This is a genomic window from Mesorhizobium sp. WSM3879, from assembly GCF_002294915.1.
Classification (GTDB): domain Bacteria; phylum Pseudomonadota; class Alphaproteobacteria; order Rhizobiales; family Rhizobiaceae; genus Mesorhizobium.
The window spans coordinates 224613-244214 of the sequence record NZ_NSFZ01000003.1 but is presented as its reverse complement, the minus strand read 5'-3'; the positions used below and the strand labels follow the sequence as shown (position 1 = coordinate 244214).

21 protein-coding genes are annotated in these 19602 nt (G+C 65.5%); 11 read left to right on the top strand and 10 right to left on the bottom strand.

What is annotated here, in order from left to right; genetic code table 11:
* Positions 1-4 precede the first annotated feature (4 nt).
* Together CK218_RS07760 and CK218_RS07755 are read right to left on the bottom strand one after the other, a co-directional pair.
* Positions 5-1252, bottom strand: coding sequence for a DUF6596 domain-containing protein (locus CK218_RS07760; protein WP_095827348.1), 1248 nt, complete (start codon positions 1250-1252; stop codon positions 5-7).
* Positions 1253-1256: 4 nt separating this feature from the next.
* The gene (locus CK218_RS07755) at positions 1257-1619 is read right to left on the bottom strand and encodes a YciI family protein (RefSeq protein ID WP_067003312.1); all 363 of its coding nucleotides are present in this window, start codon (positions 1617-1619) and stop codon (positions 1257-1259) included.
* 252 nt (positions 1620-1871) lie between these two features.
* Here CK218_RS07755 and CK218_RS07750 point away from each other — a divergent pair, with 252 nt between their 5' ends.
* The 3 genes from CK218_RS07750 to CK218_RS07740 are packed head-to-tail and all read left to right on the top strand — an operon-like array spanning position 1872 to position 5370.
* On the top strand, positions 1872-2831 hold the full coding sequence (locus CK218_RS07750; protein ID WP_067003186.1) for a TAXI family TRAP transporter solute-binding subunit: 960 nt from the start codon (positions 1872-1874) through the stop codon (positions 2829-2831).
* Positions 2832-2869: 38 nt separating this feature from the next.
* Complete coding sequence (locus CK218_RS07745; RefSeq protein WP_095827347.1) at positions 2870-4996, top strand: TRAP transporter permease; 2127 nt, start codon at positions 2870-2872, stop codon at positions 4994-4996.
* Positions 4993-5370, top strand: coding sequence for a DUF1850 domain-containing protein (locus tag CK218_RS07740; RefSeq protein WP_095827346.1), 378 nt, complete (start codon positions 4993-4995; stop codon positions 5368-5370). Before CK218_RS07745 ends, CK218_RS07740 begins: the two co-directional genes overlap by 4 nt.
* A gap of 191 nt (positions 5371-5561) precedes the next feature.
* Here CK218_RS07740 and CK218_RS07735 read toward each other — a convergent pair whose 3' ends face one another.
* Both CK218_RS07735 and CK218_RS07730 read right to left on the bottom strand, forming a co-directional pair.
* Positions 5562-6014, bottom strand: a complete 453-nt coding sequence (locus CK218_RS07735; RefSeq protein ID WP_067003179.1) for a DCC1-like thiol-disulfide oxidoreductase family protein — start codon at positions 6012-6014, stop codon at positions 5562-5564.
* Positions 6015-6209: 195 nt separating this feature from the next.
* Positions 6210-6356: a hypothetical protein gene (locus tag CK218_RS07730; protein WP_082980733.1), complete on the bottom strand. Its 147-nt coding sequence runs from the start codon at positions 6354-6356 to the stop codon at positions 6210-6212.
* Between the two features lie 396 nt (positions 6357-6752).
* On the opposite strand from CK218_RS07730, the gene CK218_RS07725 reads away from it, so the two are divergent.
* Both CK218_RS07725 and ligD read left to right on the top strand, forming a co-directional pair.
* A complete protein-coding gene (locus tag CK218_RS07725) occupies positions 6753-7259 on the top strand; it encodes a ferritin-like domain-containing protein (RefSeq protein ID WP_067003177.1) in 507 nt (168 codons plus the stop codon).
* Between the two features lie 154 nt (positions 7260-7413).
* On the top strand, positions 7414-9927 hold the full coding sequence (gene ligD / locus CK218_RS07720; RefSeq protein WP_095782046.1) for a DNA ligase D: 2514 nt from the start codon (positions 7414-7416) through the stop codon (positions 9925-9927).
* A 24-nt stretch (positions 9928-9951) separates the two neighbouring features.
* On the opposite strand, the gene CK218_RS07715 is transcribed toward ligD, so the two are convergent.
* Entirely contained in the window at positions 9952-10626 is a 675-nt protein-coding gene (locus CK218_RS07715) for a winged helix-turn-helix domain-containing protein (RefSeq protein WP_067323441.1), read from the bottom strand.
* A 186-nt stretch (positions 10627-10812) separates the two neighbouring features.
* Between CK218_RS07715 and CK218_RS07710 the strand changes: the two genes are divergently transcribed.
* Together CK218_RS07710 and CK218_RS07705 are read left to right on the top strand one after the other, a co-directional pair.
* The gene (locus CK218_RS07710) at positions 10813-11181 is read left to right on the top strand and encodes an NIPSNAP family protein (protein WP_067003171.1); all 369 of its coding nucleotides are present in this window, start codon (positions 10813-10815) and stop codon (positions 11179-11181) included.
* Complete coding sequence (locus CK218_RS07705; RefSeq protein WP_067003170.1) at positions 11178-11522, top strand: antibiotic biosynthesis monooxygenase; 345 nt, start codon at positions 11178-11180, stop codon at positions 11520-11522. Before CK218_RS07710 ends, CK218_RS07705 begins: the two co-directional genes overlap by 4 nt.
* Before the next feature lie 70 nt (positions 11523-11592).
* Here the strand turns inward: CK218_RS07705 and mbfA are convergent, their stop codons facing one another.
* Entirely contained in the window at positions 11593-12576 is a 984-nt protein-coding gene (mbfA, locus tag CK218_RS07700; RefSeq protein WP_067003167.1) for an iron exporter MbfA, read from the bottom strand.
* A gap of 176 nt (positions 12577-12752) precedes the next feature.
* Here mbfA and CK218_RS07695 point away from each other — a divergent pair, with 176 nt between their 5' ends.
* Both CK218_RS07695 and CK218_RS07690 read left to right on the top strand, forming a co-directional pair.
* Positions 12753-13076, top strand: coding sequence for a hypothetical protein (locus tag CK218_RS07695; protein ID WP_095827345.1), 324 nt, complete (start codon positions 12753-12755; stop codon positions 13074-13076).
* A gap of 315 nt (positions 13077-13391) precedes the next feature.
* Complete coding sequence (locus tag CK218_RS07690) at positions 13392-14369, top strand: threonine/serine dehydratase (protein WP_095827552.1); 978 nt, start codon at positions 13392-13394, stop codon at positions 14367-14369.
* Positions 14370-14384: 15 nt separating this feature from the next.
* Here CK218_RS07690 and CK218_RS07685 read toward each other — a convergent pair whose 3' ends face one another.
* The 4 genes from CK218_RS07685 to CK218_RS07670 are packed head-to-tail and all read right to left on the bottom strand — an operon-like array spanning position 14385 to position 18101.
* Positions 14385-15521, bottom strand: coding sequence for an ABC transporter permease (locus CK218_RS07685; RefSeq protein WP_095777075.1), 1137 nt, complete (start codon positions 15519-15521; stop codon positions 14385-14387).
* A gap of 8 nt (positions 15522-15529) precedes the next feature.
* Positions 15530-16450: an ABC transporter ATP-binding protein gene (locus CK218_RS07680; RefSeq protein WP_095827344.1), complete on the bottom strand. Its 921-nt coding sequence runs from the start codon at positions 16448-16450 to the stop codon at positions 15530-15532.
* Positions 16447-17400 carry an HlyD family efflux transporter periplasmic adaptor subunit gene (locus CK218_RS07675; RefSeq protein WP_095827343.1) on the bottom strand — a complete coding sequence of 318 codons (954 nt, stop codon included), beginning with the start codon at positions 17398-17400 and terminating at the stop codon, positions 16447-16449. Before CK218_RS07675 ends, CK218_RS07680 begins: the two co-directional genes overlap by 4 nt.
* Positions 17397-18101 carry a DUF1956 domain-containing protein gene (locus tag CK218_RS07670; RefSeq protein WP_067323437.1) on the bottom strand — a complete coding sequence of 235 codons (705 nt, stop codon included), beginning with the start codon at positions 18099-18101 and terminating at the stop codon, positions 17397-17399. The genes CK218_RS07675 and CK218_RS07670 overlap by 4 nt, the downstream gene beginning before the upstream one ends.
* Before the next feature lie 90 nt (positions 18102-18191).
* On the opposite strand from CK218_RS07670, the gene CK218_RS07665 reads away from it, so the two are divergent.
* A complete protein-coding gene (locus tag CK218_RS07665; RefSeq protein ID WP_067323434.1) occupies positions 18192-18665 on the top strand; it encodes a CYTH domain-containing protein in 474 nt (157 codons plus the stop codon).
* Positions 18662-19600: a CHAD domain-containing protein gene (locus CK218_RS07660; RefSeq protein WP_095827342.1), complete on the top strand. Its 939-nt coding sequence runs from the start codon at positions 18662-18664 to the stop codon at positions 19598-19600. The genes CK218_RS07665 and CK218_RS07660 overlap by 4 nt, the downstream gene beginning before the upstream one ends.
* Positions 19601-19602 lie beyond the last annotated feature (2 nt).

The window sequence follows — 19602 nt, the reverse complement described above, 5'->3', positions numbered from 1 at the left end:
CGCCTCAGTTGCGGACTAGCTTCCCCCGCTCGGCCTGCAGGAAATGGCGCAAGGCCGGATCGCGCTCGAGGCCGATCGCCCGGTCGTAAGCCTCGGCGGCCTCGGCCGTCCTGCCGAGCCTGGCTAAGAGCTCGGCCCGCGCCGCCCAATAGGGCTGGTACTCGCCAACCCGCTTATCGCCGCCGATCTCGTCGAGCGCGGCAAGACCCTCGGCTGCGCCCTCGGCTTCAGCGATCGCCACGGCGCGGTTGATCGCCACCACCGGCGAACCGGCAATCGCCATCAGCGCGTCGTAAAGCTGGCGGATCGCGGCCCAGTCGGTGCGGCCGCTCCGCCGCCTTGCCGTGTGCGCCGACTGGACCGCAGCCTCCAATTGGTAGCGGCCGATGGTTCCCCTGATCGCGGCGCGCCTGAGCAGCGCTTCCGCCTCGTCGATCAGCTTGTCGTCCCAAAGCGCCACGTCCTGCTTCGCCAGCGGCACGAAGTCGCCGTCGGGGTCGCGGCGTGCCGTGCGCCGCGCTTCGGCGAAAAGCATCATCGCCAGGAGCCCGAGCGTTTCCGGCTCGTCCGGGATCAGCGACGCGACCAGCCGGCCGAGCCAGATGCCTTCCGTGGCCAGGTTGCGTCGGCGCGTCTCGGTGCCGGCCGGATCCGACCAGCCCTCGGCGAAGGTGGCGTAAATCGCTTCCAGCACCGCCTCGAGCCGCTCGCCGAGCTCGGCCCGCTCCGGTACCCGGAAGGGGATGCCGGCCTCGCGGATGCGGCTCTTGGCGCGCACCAGGCGCTGGCCCATCGTCGTCGGCGAGACCAGAAAGGCCGAGGCGATGGTTGCGGCGTCGAAGCCAAGCACGGTCTGCAGGATCAGCGGCGCGCGTACGCTGGCCTCGATCGCCGGATGCGCGCAGGCAAACATCAGCCTCAGCCGCTCGTCGGGCAAATCCTCGTGCGTCATGCGCGCCTCCGCCTCTTCGGCAATCAGTTGCAGGTGGCCGCGGGCCGCCTCGCCGGTCAGCCGCCGCCGCACGGCGTCGACGTCGCGGCGGCGCGCCACCGCCAGCAGCCAGGCCTCCGGCTTTTCGGGCACGCCGCTCTTCGGCCAGCGCTCCAGTGCGGCGGCGAACGCGTCGGCCAGCGCGTCCTCGGCGCTGGCAACGTCGCGCATGCGAGCAGCGAGATAGGCAACCAGCTTGCCGTAGCTCTGCCGGGCGGCCGCCTCAGCCGCCGCCCGCGCCGTCTCCGGGCGCTTGTCCATATTGCTAGGACCGGTAGTCGGTCATTTCCCAGATCGGCCGCACCTCGACCGTGCCGGTGCTGGCTGCCGGGCAGCGCGCGCCCCATTCCATCGCGGTGTCGATGTCGGTCGCTTCGATCATGTAGAAGCCGGCAAGCTGTTCCTTTGTGTCGGCATAGGGACCGTCGAGCACATTGGTCTTGCCGTCGGCGAGCCGTATCGAAGTGGCCGCCTGGGTCGGACGCAGCCTTTCGCCGGCGAGGTACGCGCCGGATTTCTTCAAGGCTTCGGTATAGGCACCGTAGGCGGCAAGCGTCTGTTCGGTCTTGTCGCGCGGCGCATTCGCCATTGCCGCTTCGTCATTGTAGATCAAAAGCATGTATCGCATCGTCTTCTCCGTTTTCTCGAAGGCCGCGTCGTCGCGGGCCGACCTATGTCGTGCGGCCACGGCCGATTTCGACAGGCGCCGCGGAAATCTTTCGCCTCCAAAGCAATCGAGCGCAAGCCGGCGCTTTCGCCACCCCTCGATCGTTCGTCTAATGGCTGCAATTGCGGGTTGGCATTTGGCGTCTCCTGTCTAAACTCCCAGCTTCGCGCCGGCAGAGGCGGCGCGGCGCGACCATCAGGAGGAGGAAACCAAATGCTCGATTTCAGGACGAAATTTGTTGCCGCCGGCGCTTTGGCATTGTCGCTCGGCCTCGGCGCGATGTCGGCCGGGGCACAGGAATTCATCACCGTGCTGACCGGCGGCACGTCGGGCGTCTACTATCCCCTCGGCGTCGCGCTGTCGGAAATCTACGGCAAGGGCATCGAAGGCGCCCGCACCCAGGTGCAGGCAACCAAGGCATCGGTCGAGAACCTCAACCTGCTGCAGCAGGGCAAGGGCGAGATCGCCTTCGCGCTCGGCGATTCCGTCAAGCTCGCCGCCGAAGGCAACACCGAAGCCGGCTTCCCCGGCAAGCTCGACAAGCTGCGCGGCATCGCCGCCATCTATCCGAACTATATCCAGATCGTCGCCAGCAAGGAGTCCGGCATCAAGACCCTCGCCGACCTCAAGGGCAAGAGCCTGTCGGTCGGCGCGCCCGCCTCCGGCACCGAGCTCAACGCCCGCGCCATCTTCGCCGCCGCCGGGCTGAAATATGAGGATCTTGGACGGGTCGAGTACCTGCCATTCGCCGAGTCGGTCGAGTTGATCAAGAACCGGCAGCTCGACGCCACGCTGCAATCGGCGGGCCTCGGCGTCGCCTCGATCCGCGATCTCGCCACTTCGGTGCCAATCAACGTCGTCGCCGTGCCGGCCGAGGACGTCGCCAAGATCGGCTCGCCCTATCTTTCGGTGATCATTCCCAAGGGCACCTATGAGGGCCAGACCGAGGATGTCGCCACCGCCGCGGTCGGCAATTTCCTTGTCACCCGGGCCGATGTTTCCGACGAGACCGCCTATCAGATGACCAAGCTGATGTTCGAGCATCTCGACCAGCTCGCCGCCGCCCATGCCGCCGCCAAGGCGATCGATCCGGCCAAGGCGCTGGACGGCATGCCGGTGCCGCTGCATCCCGGCGCGGAGAAATATTACAAGGAAAAAGGGCTGATCAAGTAAGCGAGGATGGCGCGGCAATCTGCTTTGGAGCGCGTCGGATGAGCAAAGCAACGCCTGGAACAACTACCGACGGCAATTCGACCACTTTTCATCTCCCCGTCGCCGAAGAACAGGTCGAAGGCCTGCCGCCGGGCTTCGGCGGCGGCATCGCCGGCAAGGCGGCCTTCCTGATTGCCGTCGCCTTCTCCGTTTTCCAGATCTACATCGCCGCCTATGGCAGCCTGCCCAGCCAGGTGGTGCGCGCCATGCATGTCGGCTTCCTGCTGCTGCTCGGCTTCGGCCTGATCGCCAACCTGCGCGCCACCGGCGTAGCGGCGAAGGCCGCGTTCTGGACGCTCGGCGCGCTCGGCTTCGGCACCGGCCTCTACAACTGGGTCTTCTACGCCGACCTCATCCGCCGCTCCGGCTTCCTCACCACGCCGGACCTGATCGTCGGCACGCTGCTGGTGGTGCTCGTCTTCGAAGCGGCAAGGCGGCTGATGGGGCTGCCGCTCGCGGTGATCGCCTTCATCTTCCTCGCCTATTGCTTCGTCGGCAATCACCTGCCGCCGCCCTTCATCCATCGCGGCTACGATTTCGCCCAGCTCGTCGACACCTTCGCCTTCGGCACCGAAGGCATATACGGCACGCCGGTCTATGTCTCGGCGGCTTACATCTTCATCTTCGTCGTCTTCGCCGCCTTCCTCGAACGCGCCGGCATGATCGCGCTGTTCAACGATTTCGCGCTTGGCCTGGTCGGCTCCTGGCGTGGCGGTCCGGCCCAGGTCTGCGTGCTCTCCTCGGCGCTGATGGGCACCATCTCCGGTTCGGGCGTCGCCAATGTCGTGGCGAGCGGCCAGTTCACCATTCCGCTGATGAAGCGCTTCGGCTTCCGCTCGGCCTTCGCCGGCGCTGTCGAGGCAACGTCCTCGATGGGCGGCCAGATCATGCCGCCGGTGATGGGCGCGGTCGCCTTCATCATGGCCGAGACGCTGAACGTCCCCTACGCCGAGGTGGTGAAGGCGGCGATCATTCCGGCGCTGCTCTATTTCGGCGCCTGTTTCTGGCAGGTGCATCTGGAGGCGGGCAAGGCCGGCCTGCACGGAATGGCCAAGGCTGAGCTGCCCAATCCCTGGGATGCGGTGCGGCAGCACTGGCCGCTGGTGCTGCCGCTTGCCGTGCTGGTTTACCTGCTCTTCGCCGGCTATACGCCGATCTTCGCCGGCACCATGGGCCTGGCGCTGACCATCGTGCTGATCCTCGGCACGCCGCTGGCGGCGCTGATCGGACCGTTCGCCTTCCGCGTCGTCTTCTGGCTGGCGCTCGGCCTTGCCGCCGCCTCCTTCATGCGCTTCGGCGTCAACATCCTCGGCCTCGTCATCGCGGCGCTCATTGTCGCCTGCGTCACTTTCAAGGGCGGTCGCGAGACGCTGCGCATCTGCGTCGACTCGCTTGCCGAAGGGGCGAAGAACGCGCTGCCTGTCGGCATCGCCTGCGCCATCGTCGGCATCGTCATCGGCACGCTGACGCTGACCGGCATCGCTTCGACCTTCATCGGTTGGATCATCTCCATCGGCGAGAACAATCTGTTCCTGTCGCTGCTGCTCACCATGCTCACCTGCCTGGTGCTCGGCATGGGCATCCCCACCATCCCCAACTACATCATCACCTCCTCGCTCGCCGGCCCGGCGCTGCTGTCGCTCGGCGTGCCGCTCATCGTCAGCCACATGTTCGTCTTCTATTTCGGCATCATGGCTGATCTCACCCCACCGGTGGCGCTCGCCGCTTTCGCCGCGGCGCCCATGGCCAAGGAAAGCGGGCTGAAGATCGGCATCCAGGCGACCAAGCTCGCCATCGCCGGTTTCGTCGTGCCGTTCATGGCCGTCTACACGCCGGCGCTGATGCTGCAGGATGCAGGCCCGATCGCGGCTTCGTTCGGCTATCCGGTCGAGGTCGCCTACATCGTCGCCAAAGCCTGCATGGGCATCGTGCTCTGGGGCGCCGCCGCCGTCGGCTTCCTCGCCCGCCGCATGGCCTGGTGGGAGCGCCTTGTCGCCTTCGCCGCCGGCGTGCTGCTGGTGGCGGCGCTGCCGCTCACCGACGAAACCGGCTGGGCGCTGGCGCTGCTCTGGATCGGCTGGCACTGCTGGCGCGCGCGCCAGGCATCCGCGGCCGGCCCTGCATGAGCCTGTGCATCCTCGCAGCCGGCAAGACGGTGACGCTTGTCGTTGCCGCCTTTACCTTGTCCTGGACGCATTCGGTGGAACGGACGCGCTGGCAGGAGGACTGGAAGGTGACGCCGGCAGGTCTGCGCGTCGTCGAAGCGCGCGTCAAGGGCTCCGGCGCCGGCATGGAGCCGCCGGATGGTTCGGTGCTGCGGGACGGCTGGTGGGTCTATGCTCCCAGGGTCCGGTCACAGCCGCGTCTGGTGCTCGCGGCCTCCGGCGCAACCGGGGAAGGCTGGACCTTGTGCACGGTCACGAGTTGCCTGGAACTTAGCGGGACGGCCGGGGATTCGGTCGTGCTCGAAGCCTGCGCGGGTTCGAGCCAGCCGCGATAAAATCCGCGTCGCGATCGGCACGAGCCTGGACTTGGTGCCGCCTCGTCCTTTGCAATAGGCCTCGGCCTTGGCGAGCGAGCGGCCGGCGACGAGCAAGGTCAGACGCGGCTCGCTCTCCAGCAACTGCACGATGCGTCCGCCGAAGGTGCCGTAACCGCGGACAATCAGAAGCTTCATCCGACCCTCCGATCTCAACTGATCAGCCGCTGCCGCAGCTCGGCGGAGGGGATCTCGCAGCTGTGTTTGCGGCCGAACAGCGCATAGCGGTTCTTGGCGATGCGGTCGTACAGCCAGTCGCGCAGCGGCCGCGGCAGGACGAGCAGCAATCTCGCGGCGCGCCACGGCCAGCCGAGCGCCGCCATGACGGCGACGAAACTGTCGAGCTTCGTGAAGGCGGCGCCGTCGATGATGGCGAGGTTGCTGTCGTAATCCTCGGTCGGCAGGCCGTGCTCACGAAACAGCGCCTCGCCGAGCGGCGATTGCGCGGTGGCGAAGCGGAAGCGTTTGTTCCGGTCGATCTTGAGGACGATCTGGACGAAGCCCGAGCAGAACACACAGACGCCGTCGAACACGAGCAGCGGCTGGCGGGCATCGTAAGCTTGGCCTGGGAGAAGGGGACGTTTCTGTTCGGACAGGTCGGTCATGTTGGCCCCGGCTGCTTGTGCCCCTAGGCACTAAGCTAGGGGGACACTAAGCCAGCCGGCGGCGGCGTCAAAGTCGCGGCGTTGTCGCACGCCTGCCGTCGACGACGGCGGGGCGCTCGTCACGATAGGTCGTGGCGCGGGTGTCGGCGACCGGCTTGCAGATCCGGCTGTTGTGGCGGCTGTCGAGCATAGTGATCAGTGCGTGCCGATGCCGAGCGAGTTGCCGCGGCGTGCGCAGGCCGGGCCCGGGCCGCGCATGTAATAGCGCTCGGGCCGATAGGTCGGCGCGACGAATTCGCGGATGGCGGCGGCATAGCCGGCGATGTGGTTCCAGAAGTTCATTTTCCCTGTCCCTGTCCCGTTTTCGGATGTCCCTTCCGAATTGCGAGGATCATAGCCTTGAGGCGTGAATAGTCGGTGAACGCCATGTTAATTTCTGGTCCGAAACGCGTTGCATCGTGGCTGGAATGCGGCTGATTCGCGGTCTTTCCACGCCTTTTGTCGCGTTTCCGGCTTGTGTGACTTTTGCATCACATATGTTTCGTCTCGATGTCGCTTGGGCGCGCTTCTGTTTCACGCATCGAGGTGGCTTGAAATCTCCGTGCGGCGTCGTCCGCCGGCAGGAACCTGCCCTGCGCGGTGACGTTGATCGATCAAGGCCGGGGCCGAACCCGGCCGCGTTGGCGGCGGACCGGCCGCGCAACTTCCGGACAACACCAGACATGGAAGGCAACCGCCATGGGTTTCTTTTCGAAGGACATCAAGACGCTGGACGACCTGTTCGTCCACACGCTGCGCGACATCTATTATGCCGAAAAACAGATCGAGAAATCGCTGCCGAAGATGATCGACAAGGCGACGGATTCGCAATTGAAAGCCGGTTTCGAGAAGCATCTCGCGCAGACCAAGGGCCACATCGAACGGGTCGAGCAGGTATTCGAGCTGCATGGCGTCAAGGCCAAGACCGTCAACTGCCCCGCCATCGACGGCATCCTCGAGGAGGCTGACGACGTGAGCGGCGACGTGGAGGACAAGGAGGTCCTCGATGCCGCGCTGATCGCCTCGGCTCAGGCCGTCGAGCATTACGAGATAACGCGCTACGGCACGCTGATCGCCTGGGCCAAGCAGCTCGGCCGCAGCGACTGCGCCAATGTGCTGGCCAAGAACCTCAAGGAAGAAGAGGCGACCGACCGCAAGCTCACCGAGATCGCGGAAAGCAAGGTCAATCTGCAGGCTGCCGAATAACTAATTGTGAGCCCGAAAGGCCGGCGGACAGCCGCCGGCCTTTCGCCTGCCCGGAACCGAAGCGGAGCCTTGGCCGTTGCGATGGCACCCGCCTGCCAGGGAGGTCGCCGTGGCGTCTACGTCCAGGCGCAGATCCGCATAGGAGCACGATGTCATGGCCGGCCTCGAGCAATACCACGCCAAGCGCGATTTCCGGAAAACCTCGGAGCCGGCCGGCCAGCTCGCGCCCAGCAAGAAGACCGACGCCGGCGGCATCTTCGTTGTCCAGAAGCATGCCGCGACGCGGCTCCACTATGACTTTCGGCTCGAGCATGATGGCGTGTTGTGGAGCTGGGCGGTCACGCGCGGACCGAGTCTCGACCCGCACGAGAGGCGGCTGGCGGTGCATGTCGAGGACCACCCGATCGACTATGCGTCTTTCGAGGGCACCATTCCGAAGGGCGAATATGGCGGCGGTTCCGTCCTCGTCTGGGACGAAGGCCGGTGGATCCCCGACGGCGACCCGGCCAAGGGCATGAAGAAGGGCCATATCGACTTCGAGCTCGAAGGCCAGAAGCTCAACGGTCGCTGGCATCTGGTCAGGCTGAAGCCGCGCCCGCGCGAAAAGCGCGACAACTGGCTGCTGATCAAATCCAATGACGCCGCCGCCCGCCCTGGTGAAGACATACTTGTAGAGGCGCCGCAATCGGTAAAGTCGGGCTTGACCATCGAGGAGATCGGCGAAGGCAAGACGGCCAAGGGCGCCAAACCAAGGGTCTGGCATTCCAACAAGCCGGCTGCAGGCAAGGCAAAATCCCCACGCCTCGAATTCGTCGAGCCGCAGCTGGCGACGCTCGAAAAGAATGCGCCTTCCGGCGAGGAATGGGTGCATGAGGTGAAGTTCGACGGCTACCGCATGCAGGCGCAGATCGCCGGCAGCGATGTCCGGCTGCTGACCCGCACCGGCCTTGACTGGACGAAGAAGTTCGAAGGTCCGGTCGTGGCCGAGCTTGCCGGACTGAAATGCCGCGACGCCATCATCGACGGCGAGATCGTCGTGTTGGCCGACAGCGGCGTGTCCTCCTTCGCCATGCTGCAGGCGGATCTCTCGGCCGGCCGCACCGACCGCTTCATCTACTACGTCTTCGACCTGATGCGGCTCAATGGCGAGGACCTTCGCCGCGAGCCGCTGGTCGAGCGCAAGCAGGCGCTGGCCGAACTGCTCGGCGAGCGGTCGGAGCAATCCGCCGTCCGCTTCAGCGATCATTTTGCGGAACCCGGCAGCGTCATGCTGCAGCATGTCTGCCGCATGGGTCTCGAAGGCGTGGTGTCGAAACGCGCCGACGCGCCCTATCGCAGCGGCCGCGGCCTCGCCTGGATCAAATCGAAATGCACGCTGCGCCAGGAATTCGTCATCGGCGGTTACTTGCCGTCGGACAAGACCGGGCGCGGCCTGCGCTCGCTGCTGGTCGGCTATCATGAAAGCGGCAGGCTCAACTATGCCGGCCGCGTCGGCACCGGCTTTTCCGGCAAGGTGGCTGCGGACCTTAAGAAAAAACTCGACAGCCTCAAGACGACGAAGTCGCCTTTTTCTGCCGCCGTGCCGAAGGGCAAGGGCCTCGTCTGGGTCAAGCCCGAGCTTGTCGGCGAAGTGGAGTTCCGCAGCTGGACATCCGACCATATAATCCGCCACGCCTCGTTCCAGGGGCTGCGCGAGGACAAGCCGGCGGAGGACGTGGTGCAGGAAAAGCCGAAGCAAGCCGACGGCAAGACAAAAAGCGGAGCAAAGGCGAGCAGCGGCAGGACCGAGACAAAAACCTCGGCCGGAACGGCGAAGACCTCGGTGAAGCTGTCGCATCCCGACAAGCTGCTGTGGCCCGACGAAAAGGTCTCCAAGCAGGATCTCCTCGATCACTACGCCTTGGTCTGGCCGCGAATTGAGCCATTCGTCGTCAACCGGCCGCTCAGCCTTGTGCGGGCGCCGGATGGCATCCATGGCCAGCGCTTCTTCCAAAAGCATGCCTCACCGGGCATGAGCGACAAGATCGCCAGGATGAACGATCCGACCGACGGCGAGGAGATCTTGTTCATCAGGGATTTCGACGGGCTTGCAGCCCTTGTCCAATACGGCGTCGTCGAGGTTCATATCTGGGGCTCGACTGTCGACGAACTGGAAAAGCCGGACCAGATCATCTTCGATCTCGATCCGGACGAGGGCATCGGGGTCGAGGCGGTGCGTGCCGCCGCCCTCGACATCCGAGCCAAGCTGAACGACCTGTCGCTGCCGACCCTGGTCAAGACGTCTGGCGGCAAGGGCTATCACGTGCTGGTGCCGCTCAAGCCCTCCGCCGAATGGGACGAGGTGAAGGACTTCGCCCATGATTTCGCCCGCGCCCTGGAGCAGGCCGCGCCCGACCGCTACACGGCGACGCTGTCGAAGAAGGCGCGCACCGGCAAGATCTTCGTCGACTACCTGCGCAACGGCCGCGGCGCGACCACGGTCGCGCCCTATTCCTCGCGCGCCAAGAAGGGCGCGACGGTGTCGATGCCGGTGACCTGGCCGGAGATCGAAAAGGGCCTGCCGCCCAATGCGTTTCCGCTCGGCGACGCCACGACGCTAAAGCAGCTGAAGAAGGCCGATCCGTGGGCGGATTTCTTCAAGTTGGGCAAACCGCTCAAGCGGGCTTAGCCAGCAGCCGAGCCGGCCAGTCCGTCACGCCAGAAATACCCTCTCGAACTCCTGCTTGCCCTTCGGCGAGAACACCACGGCGCGGCTGTCCTTGTCGCGCCGCGCCCATTTTTCGACGATGACCTTGTCGAGGATGGCGGCGCCCAGCGCGCCGGCCAGATGCGAGCGCCGCACGCTCCAGTCGAGGCAGGCGCGGCAGATCGGCCGCTTCGCTTTGCTGTCGATCTCGATGCCGAGCGCGGCGAAATGCGAAATGGCTGACGGCGACAGCCTGATCTCGTTCTCCTGGCGCAGCAGCAGCTTCCGGTCGACCAGACGGTCGAGCATCGCCACCGCCTGCTCGCCGGCAAGATGGTCGTAGCACACCCGCGCCACGCGCATGGCCGCGTCGCGCGGGCCGGGCCGCACCCGCTTCGGGCCGACCGCCTCGGCGACGCCGATGATCGCCTCGAGCATGCCCGCCACCTGCGGGCCGGCAAGGCCGTAGTAGCGATGCCGGCCCTGGCTCGCCAGCGTCAGCAACCCGCCGTCCATCAGCTTGGACAGATGCGAGGACGCGGTGGGCAGCGACACGCCGGCTTCAAGCGCCAGCTCCGACGCGGTCAGCGCCGTGCCGCCCATCAGCGCGTTGAGCATGTTGGCGCGGGCCGGGTCGCCGACCAGGCTGGCGATGCGGGCGATATCGGGTCCTTCACGCATAGTTCGATCCTCATCGAAGCATCCCCGTGAGGGAAGCACTATTCTCGGGCGAGCTCAAGGAGCGCGGCAAACGCTGCTGACACCAGAACGTCTAGCACAGCCGGTGAAGCGATGTTTCGACCGTGGTCGAACCGTCGCCGCCAGCAAGCCCACCGACCCAGTAAGCCAATCGACGAGGAGACCGAAATGACCGTCACCTGCTTCATCCGCTACGAGATCGACCCTTTCGGCAAGGCCGCGTTCGAGCAATATGCGCGCGCCTGGGGTCAGGCCATTCCGCGCTGCGGCGCCGAGCTGATCGGCTATTTCGCGCCGCATGAGGGTTCGGCCACCACGGCTTACGCGGCCTACAACATCGAGAACCTCGCGGCCTACGAAGCCTATCGCGCGCGGCTTGCCGCCGACCCGGCCGGCAAGGCAAACTATGAGTTCGCGCGGCGCGAGAAATTCATTCTCAAGGAAGACCGGATCTTCCTGAAACTGGTCTCGGCACCGCATGGCCCGAGGCAGGTCTTTCGCACCGACGTAACGGTCAAAGAAGGGATAGAGGCATGATCGCCGTCATCTTCGAAGTCGAGCCGGCGGAGGGAAAACGTGACGCCTATCTTGGCATCGCCGCCGAGCTCAAGCCCCTGCTCGACGGCATCGATGGCTTCATCTCGGTCGAGCGCTTCCAGAGCCTGACCGATCCGAGGCGCGTGCTCTCGCTGTCCTTCTGGCGCGACGAGGAAGCCGTCAAGGCCTGGCGCAACACCGAGGAGCACCGGCAGGCGCAGAAGGCCGGCCGTGGCGGCATCTTTGCCGGCTATCGTCTGCGCATCGCCCATGTGGTGCGCGATTACGGGCTAAATGAAAGGGCTGAAGCGCCCGAAGACAGCCGCATAGTGAATGGGTGAAACGAGGCTCTCCCTTCCCCTGTGGGCCTGATGCGTAATTGGCCCGCAAGGGGAGAAGGAGGGTCGGCCCTCACGCATTGCCGATCAGCACACCCGCTCCGAACACCAGCGCGCCGCCCAGCACCACCTGGAAGGCGGCGCGCCAGAACGGCGTCTGCATATAGCGGTTCTGGATGAAGGCGATCGCCCACAGTTCGAAGAACACGACGATCGCGGCAACGATCGTTGCCGTCCAGAAATAGGGAATGAGATAGGGCAGCGCGTGGCCGAGTCCCCCCAGCGTCGTCATGATGCCGACGGTGAGCCCCCGCTTCACCGGCGAGCCGCGCCCCGAAAGTTTGCCGTCGTCGGAAGCCACCTCGGTGAAGCCCATCGAGATGCCGGCGCCGATCGAGGCGGCGAGGCCGACGAGGAAGGTCTGGAAGGTTGCATGGGTGGCGAAGGCGGCGGCGAAGATCGGCGCCAGGGTCGACACCGACCCGTCCATCAGCCCGGCCAGCCCCGGCTGCACATAGGTGAGGATGAACTGGCGCTGCTCGGTTGTCGCTTCCTCCTCCTTCACCTCGCCCGGGACGTGCTCCTGTTCGAGTTCATGCGCGGAGTTCTCGTGGCCGAGTTCCGCCGCCGCCAGCTCGTCGAGCAGCTTCCGGGTCGACGCATCGGTGGTGCGCTTGGCCGCCTCGACATAGAAGCGATAAGCCTGCCGCTCCATGTCCTCGGCCTGACGGCGCACATGCTCGATGCCGAGCGGCCGCACCAGCCAGTCGGGCTTGCGTTCGTAGTAGCCTCGCACATGCTCGCGCCGGATCAGCGGGATGCGCTCGCCGAAGCGCTTGCGGTGAAGCTCGATGAGGGAATCGCGGTGGCCGTCTTCCTCCTCCGCCATGGCCTCGAACACCTTGGCCGATTGTGGAAACTCTTGTGCCAGCCCGTCGGCATAGGCCCGGTAGATGCGTCCGTCGTCCTCCTCCGACGAAATCGCCAGCGCCAGGATTTCCTGCTCCGACAGAGAATCGAAGGAGCGGCGGCCAAAGCCGAAAACACGGGAAAGCATGAGAAAATCACCCTAGTTTAGAACGATTCTAAACTAGGGAATCGTTTGCCGAGGGTCAATCGGGAACGCCGCGGGACAGGCAGAATTCGTCGATCCAGCTTTCCGCTCGCACCCTTCATTATTGCCGAATGTTCACCTATATGGAACGCATTAGCCAAAAACGAAGGAAACACGGGATGACGGACAAGAAGCCCCCGCACGCATTCGATCCAAAGCCGGTTCTCGATCTCATCGCCAGCATCGAGGCCGACCTGCAGCGGCTCAGAGGCCTGGTCGAGCAGCAGGCCGAAAAATTCGACCCCGCCAATCCGCACAACAAGACGCTGGACGGCAAGCTGACCGAGGAAGGCGTCGAATGCTGCTACCGCATGTTCGACGACGGCAAGTCGCGCTACACGGTCGCCCAGCAGATGAAGATCTCTTTTGCTGCCGCCACGCATCGTTTCAACAGCTGGCGCAAGCTCGGCGGCAAGAAGCGGACGCGCGCGCTGCTGGGGTGAGCAGCGGCCGCCCTTCGCTTCGTCATCCTCGGGCCTGACCCGAGGATCCATGCCGCGACCCCTTATTACGGAATGCAGAAGCGAGAGCGCGCTCTGGAAGTACCTGCGAAGAGTGTCCATTCTGCTTCGGCTGCTCGCATCGCGAAGGTGCCGACATGGATTCCCGCGTCGCTTCGCTCCTTGCTCCGCCTGAGACTGACGAAGGTGACGGCCGTCGACGCTATCATCGCCAATATTGTCTCCATCACATTTTTTCGTTGGCGCGCCGCGGCGTTTTCCGTGCAGCATATGTGCATCATTCTCACGAGGCCCACCATGACCGCCCTCCCCGGCATCTCCGACATCCACGCCGCTGCCGCCAGGCTTTCCGGGCTGATCGTCGAAACGCCGCTGATCGAATCGCCGGAGCTCAACAAGCGCTATGGCGGCCGCATCCTGTTCAAGCCGGAGACGCTGCAGCGCACCGGTTCCTTCAAGATCCGCGGCGCCTACAACAAATTGTCGTGCTTAAGCGAAGAAGAGCGCAGCCGCGGCGTCGTCGCCTTTTCGTCCGGCAATCACGCGCAGGGTGTCGCCGCTTCGGCCGCCATGTTCGGCGTCAGGGCGGTCATTGCCATGCCCGCGGACGCGCCGGCGCTCAAGGTCGGCAATGTGCGCAAGATGGGCGCCGAGGTGGTGCCGTTCGACCGCTTCAAGGACGACCGCATGACGATCGTTCGCCCCTATATCGAGAACGGCATGGCGCTGGTGCCGCCCTTCGACGATCCAGCCATCATTGCCGGCCAGGGCACGATCGGGCTGGAGCTGGTGCGCCAGGTGAAGGCGCTGGGCGTCAGCCTGGACGCAGTTGTCGTGCCCTGCGGCGGCGGGGGTCTGTCGAGCGGCATTTCCGTCGCGGTGAAGGACGCCTCGGCACAGACGCAAATCTGGGCGGTCGAGCCGGAGCATTTCGACGACACGCGCCGCTCGCTCGCCAAGGGTGAGCGGGTCTCGAATCGACCCGGCCACGCCTCTATTTGCGATGCGATCCTGACCGCCGAGCCCGGTGCCATCACCTTCGAGATCAACCGCAAAAACCTCGCCGGCGCCATCGCCGTCTCGGACAAGGCCACGGCGCAAGCCATGCGCGACGCCATGGCGTGCTTGAAGCTGGTGGTCGAGCCCGGCGGCTGCGTCGCGCTCGCGGCGCTCGCGTCCGGCGAGATCGATCTCGCCGGCAAATGCGTGGCGGTGGTGCTTTCCGGCGGCAATGTCGATTTCGGCACCTACGCGGAGATCATGGCGGCGGCCTGATCGGCCAGTCGCCGCTCAATCCAGCGTCCGCCGGAACCGCACCAGCGCAACGCCGGCAAACAACGCCACGAACACCACCAGCCAGCCGATCTCGGTCGCCACAGCCGGCAGTTCCGCGCTCTTCAGCATGACGGCGCGGGTGATGCGCAAAAAATGCGTCAGCGGAAAGATCTCGCCAAGGATCTGCGCCCAGCCCGGCATGCCGCGATAGGGGAACATGAAGCCCGACAGCATGATCGAGGGCAGGAAAAAGAAGAAGGTGAGCTGCAGCGCCTGCATCTGCGTGCGCGCGATCGTCGAAATCGTGTAGCCAAGCAGCACCAGCGCCAGCACGAACACCAGCACCGCCGAGAGCAGGAGCGACAGCGATCCCATGAAGGGAATGGAAAACAGGAGCTTCGCCGCCGCCAGCACCACCACCACCTGCACCGCGCCGACCACCAGGTAAGGCAGCACCTTGCCCAGCATGATCTCGAGCGGGCTGGACGGCATGGCCAAAAGGTTTTCCATCGTGCCGCGCTCGGTCTCGCGCGTCAGCGCGATCGAGGTCATCATCACCATGGTCATCTGCAGGATGACGCCGAGCAGGCCGGGAACGATGTTGTATTGCGAGATGCCTTCCGGATTGTAGCGCCGGTGCACGACGACATCGAGCTGGCCGCGCGCCGCCTCCTTGGCCGCTTCCTGCATGCCTTGCGCTCTCAGCAGCGCCTGGCCGGCGACGGTGCTCAGCGTCGAGATGGCGCCGCTCGCCACCGCCGGATCGGTGGCGTCCGCCTCGATCAGGATCTGCGGATTGTCGCCGCGCTCCACCCGTCGCGCGAAATCGGCCGGGATGGTGACGACGAAGGCGACATCGCCGCGCGACATCAGGAACTCGGCTTGCGACGCACTTTGCGCCACATGGTCGAAGCGATAGTAGCCGGTGGTCTGCAGCGCCGAGACCATCGCCCGCGTGTAGGGATCGCTGCTGGTCGCGACGAGTGCTGCCGGCAGGCTCTTCGGGTCGTTGTTGATGGCATAGCCGAACAGCACCAGCTGTATCAGCGGCACGCCCAGCATCATGGCGAAGGTGATGCGGTCGCGCCGCATCTGGATGAATTCCTTGATCAGCAGCGCGCCGAGTCTCGCGAAGGAAAAGATCGCTCTCACGCCATCTCTCATGCCATGTTGTCCTTCGAGCCGGACATGAACTGGATGAAGACATCTTCCAGGCTGGTCTCGCCCGGCGCCACCGTCACCCCTTTGTGCTCCTTCTCGACATCGGCGAGCGCCTTTTCGAGGGCTGCCTTGTCGGAGCCGACGACATGCAGCGTGGCGCCGAACGGCGCCACCTGGTCGACGCCCGGACGCCCCTGCAGCGCCTCGGCCACGCGGTCGAGCCGCGGTCCCTGCAACACGAAGGTGGTCAGGCCGGCATTCCTCACCACCTCGTCAACGGTGCCGGTGGCCAGCATCTTGCCGTAGGAGATGTAGCTGATGCGATGGCAGCGCTCGGCCTCGTCCATGTAATGGGTGGAGACCAGCACGGTGAGCCCGCCGCTGGCCAGGCGGTGGATCTCGTCCCAGAACTCGCGCCGTGCCTTCGGGTCGACGCCAGCCGTCGGCTCGTCGAGCAGCAGCAGCTTCGGCTTGTGCATGATGCAGGCAGCGAGTGCCAGCCGCTGCTTCCAGCCGCCGGAAAGCGTGCCGGCGAGCTGGTTGCGGCGCGTCGTCAGGCCGAGTTCCTGCAGCGTTTGCGAGACATACTCCTCGACCGGCTTCAGCTGGTAGAGCCGCGCCACGAATTCGAGATTCTCGCCGATCGTCAGATCCTCGTAGAACGAGAATTTCTGCGTCATGTAACCGACTTCGCGCTTGATCCTGAGTGCGTCGGTAAGGATGTCGAAGCCGAGCACCGTGCCCTCGCCCGCATCCGGCGTCAAAAGCCCGCACATGATGCGGATGGTCGTCGTCTTGCCCGAGCCGTTCGGCCCGAGGAAACCGACGATCTCGCCCTCGGCGACCGCCATCGTGACATGGTCGACGACGGTCTTGTCGCCGAAGCGCTTGACCAACCCACGGACGTCGATGACGTTCATCTGTCAATATCCGCCAGGTCGACATCGACGATCTGGCCGGGCTGCAAGGGATGAGCATCGCCCTCCGGCCGCGCCTCGACGAGATAGACCAGCTTCTGCCGGTTCTCGAGCGAGTAGATCACCGGCGGGGTGAACTCGGGATCGGGCGACACATAGCTGACGCGTGCCTTCAACTCCGGCCCGCAGCCGTCGCAACGGACGCTGAGCAGGGTGCCGACCTTGACCGAGGAGAAGGCCGTCTCCGGCACATAGACGCTGAGTTTTACCGCGCCGTCGGGCAGCATCGAGATCACCGGCGCGGTCGGTCCGGCCGTATCGCCGGGATTGCGGATCACGTCGTCGATGCGGCCGGGCGAAGGCGCCGCCAGCACGCGCTTGGACAGGCGCCACTCGGCTTGCCCCAATTCCGATTGCGCCTGCTTGACCTGGTTCTCGGCAGCTCTGATCGTTTCGGCCCGCGCCGGCAGGCCGCCGACGGCAAGGTTCGCCTCCGCCTGGCCGACCTGCGCGTTGGCGGTCTCCAGCGAAGCCGAGGCCGTGTCGTAATCGGCCTGGGTGCCGGTGCCGCGCTTGTAGAGATCGCTGGCGCGGTCATATTTGCGTTTGGCGTCGGCAGCCTGCGCCTTCGCCATGTCCACCTGCGCCTTGAGCACGGCGATCTCTTCCGGCCGCTTGCCCACCTTAAGGTCGGCAAGCTGCGCCTGCGCTTGGGCGAGCGCGGCCTGGGCTTGCGCCACGGCGATCTTGGCGTCGGCGCTTTCCAGCGTCACCACCGGCGCGCCCGGCTCGACACGGTCGCCGCGCTTGACCGTCACGGTCTCGACCTGCGCGACTTCGATCGGCGCCAGCAGCACATATTCGCCTTCGACATAGCCGACGGCAAGCGGGGCGGCCGGCGCGCAGGCGCCGAACAGCTGGGCCGCGAGCGGCAGCGAACAGAGTACGCTCATGATTTGACCTTCCTGCCGGCGGCTGCGTCGCGCGCCGCAAGCATTGCCCTGAGGTTGTCGGTCGCGACCGCCACGACCTTGGCGGCCTCCTTGTCGCCGATCTCGCGCCAGCCCATCCTGCGCATCACCGCCTCGCGTCCGATGCGGAAATAGATGACCTGCCCGATGATGGTGAACACGGTGAGCCTGGTGGCCTCGCTCTCGGCCGGTTCGCCGGTCGCCTGCTCCCAGATCTGGCACAGCCGGCGATGCGTCGGTTCGAACACGCCGGCATAAATGCGGTCGAGCGCCGCCGTCGGGTGCGAGAGCTCGCGCAGTACGAATTGTACGATCTCGCCGGCCTGGGGACTTGCCACGACAAAGCCGACCATCCGCGCCAGCGCGGCAAAGAGCTGCGCCCGGGCGGCTTCCGGGCTCGAAGGGGCCGCCGGCTGGGGTGCGCCGAGCGCCTGGCCGGCGATCCCCTGGATGGTCTCGACGATGAAGTCGGCGGCGGCGGCGCGCAGCCCCTCCTTGCCGCCGAAATGATAGGCGATCGAGCCGATATTGGCCTTGGCCTCGGCCGCGATCTCGCGCGTCGAGGTGCCGTCGAAGCCCTGCCGGCCGAACAGCTTCAGCGCGGCCTGCACCAGCGCCGCGCGCGTTTGATCGGCGGGAGAGGCTTCGCGTTGCGGCCCTTTGGCGTTCGTTTGTTTGCTCATTCCACCCATTTAATCAATCGATTGATTAAAGTCAAATTGAATTCCAACGCGGCTTGCCATCTTCCTGCGGGCGGGCTTTAGTGCGCGGCCATGGGCAAGGAAGTCGAGCGCAAGTTCCTGGTCGCTGATCCCGCCTGGCGCAGCCTGGTCGAGGCGCATATCCGCATTCGTCAGTTCTACGTCGCCGCGCAGCCTGGACGCACGGTTCGCGTACGCATCAGCGACGGAGGCTCCGCCGCGCTGACGCTGAAGTTCGGCAACAAGGCGCGCGAGCGCGACGAATTCGAATATCCGATCCCGCTCGCCGAGGCCGAGGAATTGATGGCCTTCGCGATCGGGCGTGTCATCGAGAAGACACGTCACCATGTTAGGCACCGCGGCTATCTCTATGAAGTCGATGTGTTCGGCGGAGTGCTCTCGGGGCTGGTGGTCGCGGAGTTGGAGACGCCGGAGGACGTGCCTGACGAAATGCTGCCCGACTGGCTCGGTCGCGAGGTCACCGGTGAGTCGAGGTTTTACAACGCGTCGCTGGCCCTCGGCGGGATTCCGGAGATAGCCGCATGAGCTTTCGCATCGATCCGCGCTTGCCGCTGACCGGCGAGGTCAGGCGCATATTGGCTGACGAGATCGGCAAGGCGCTTGGCCAACTCGAGACGGCGCGCGACAAGCCGGAGCAAGGACTGCACAAGTGCCGTAAGCGGCTTAAGTGCGTGCGTGCCTTGCTGCGCCTGGTTCGTTCCGGAGACGAACCGTTCTGCCAGACCGAGAACGAGTGCTACAAGCAGGTGTCGGCGCTGCTTGCCGGCCCGCGCGAGGCGACCGCTCTCATCGAGACCATCGACCGTCTGGCCTCCGCTTTTCCAGATGAAACCGCGGCCGGCGGGCTCGATCCCGTCCGCGAGCGGCTGGTGCTGCGCCAGCATGAGCTCCATGCCGGCCCCGGTCTCGACGCTGCCATAAACGCCGCGGTCGCTGCCTGCCGGGAAGGGCTGGAGCGTGTCGACCGGCTGTCGCTCCCCGATCAGCCCGAGCAGGCGGCCGACATACTGGCCGAAGGCGCCCGCGCCGCCTTGCGGCGGGCGAACAAGGCGCTGGATAAGGCGAGCTCGCGCGGCGAGGCCGATGACTTTCACAACCTGCGCAAGGCGGCCAAGACGCATTCGATGCATCTGTCACTGCTCGGCCGCCTGTGGCCGGCGCCGATCAAGGCGCGCCGCAAGGCGGTCGACAAGCTTGGCGAACGGCTGGGCGAGCTGCATGACGTCTTCGTCATGCGCGCGCTGCTCGCCGCCGCTGGCGAGCCGCTCGGTCCGCCCGAAGACACCAAGCTTCTGCGCAAGCTCTTGAAGCGTGCGGAAAAAAGCCTCAGCAAGACCTGTCTTGCCGATGCCGCCGAATTGTTCGGCGACAGCCCCAAGCGCTCGGCCAGAAAGCTCGCGCGCAAGGTGCGCGACGACCTCGCGCCGCCGCATGGGGAAGCCGGCTCGGCCGCGGCCTGACG

Coding starts and splice junctions, on each gene's coding strand:
- CK218_RS07660 (WP_095827342.1), top strand. CDS start 18,662: ATGAGCTTTCGCATCGATCCGCGCTTGCCGCTGACCGGCGAGGTCAGG.
- CK218_RS07680 (WP_095827344.1), bottom strand. CDS start 16,450: ATGAACGTCATCGACGTCCGTGGGTTGGTCAAGCGCTTCGGCGACAAG.
- CK218_RS07705 (WP_067003170.1), top strand. CDS start 11,178: ATGATCGCCGTCATCTTCGAAGTCGAGCCGGCGGAGGGAAAACGTGAC.
- CK218_RS07740 (WP_095827346.1), top strand. CDS start 4,993: ATGAGCCTGTGCATCCTCGCAGCCGGCAAGACGGTGACGCTTGTCGTT.
- CK218_RS07745 (WP_095827347.1), top strand. CDS start 2,870: ATGAGCAAAGCAACGCCTGGAACAACTACCGACGGCAATTCGACCACT.
- CK218_RS07710 (WP_067003171.1), top strand. CDS start 10,813: ATGACCGTCACCTGCTTCATCCGCTACGAGATCGACCCTTTCGGCAAG.
- CK218_RS07675 (WP_095827343.1), bottom strand. CDS start 17,400: ATGAGCGTACTCTGTTCGCTGCCGCTCGCGGCCCAGCTGTTCGGCGCC.
- CK218_RS07735 (WP_067003179.1), bottom strand. CDS start 6,014: ATGACCGACCTGTCCGAACAGAAACGTCCCCTTCTCCCAGGCCAAGCT.
- CK218_RS07750 (WP_067003186.1), top strand. CDS start 1,872: ATGCTCGATTTCAGGACGAAATTTGTTGCCGCCGGCGCTTTGGCATTG.
- mbfA (WP_067003167.1), bottom strand. CDS start 12,576: ATGCTTTCCCGTGTTTTCGGCTTTGGCCGCCGCTCCTTCGATTCTCTG.
- CK218_RS07690 (WP_095827552.1), top strand. CDS start 13,392: ATGACCGCCCTCCCCGGCATCTCCGACATCCACGCCGCTGCCGCCAGG.
- CK218_RS07725 (WP_067003177.1), top strand. CDS start 6,753: ATGGGTTTCTTTTCGAAGGACATCAAGACGCTGGACGACCTGTTCGTC.
- CK218_RS07760 (WP_095827348.1), bottom strand. CDS start 1,252: ATGGACAAGCGCCCGGAGACGGCGCGGGCGGCGGCTGAGGCGGCCGCC.
- ligD (WP_095782046.1), top strand. CDS start 7,414: ATGGCCGGCCTCGAGCAATACCACGCCAAGCGCGATTTCCGGAAAACC.
- CK218_RS07695 (WP_095827345.1), top strand. CDS start 12,753: ATGACGGACAAGAAGCCCCCGCACGCATTCGATCCAAAGCCGGTTCTC.
- CK218_RS07755 (WP_067003312.1), bottom strand. CDS start 1,619: ATGCGATACATGCTTTTGATCTACAATGACGAAGCGGCAATGGCGAAT.
- CK218_RS07665 (WP_067323434.1), top strand. CDS start 18,192: ATGGGCAAGGAAGTCGAGCGCAAGTTCCTGGTCGCTGATCCCGCCTGG.
- CK218_RS07670 (WP_067323437.1), bottom strand. CDS start 18,101: ATGAGCAAACAAACGAACGCCAAAGGGCCGCAACGCGAAGCCTCTCCC.
- CK218_RS07715 (WP_067323441.1), bottom strand. CDS start 10,626: ATGCGTGAAGGACCCGATATCGCCCGCATCGCCAGCCTGGTCGGCGAC.
- CK218_RS07730 (WP_082980733.1), bottom strand. CDS start 6,356: ATGAACTTCTGGAACCACATCGCCGGCTATGCCGCCGCCATCCGCGAA.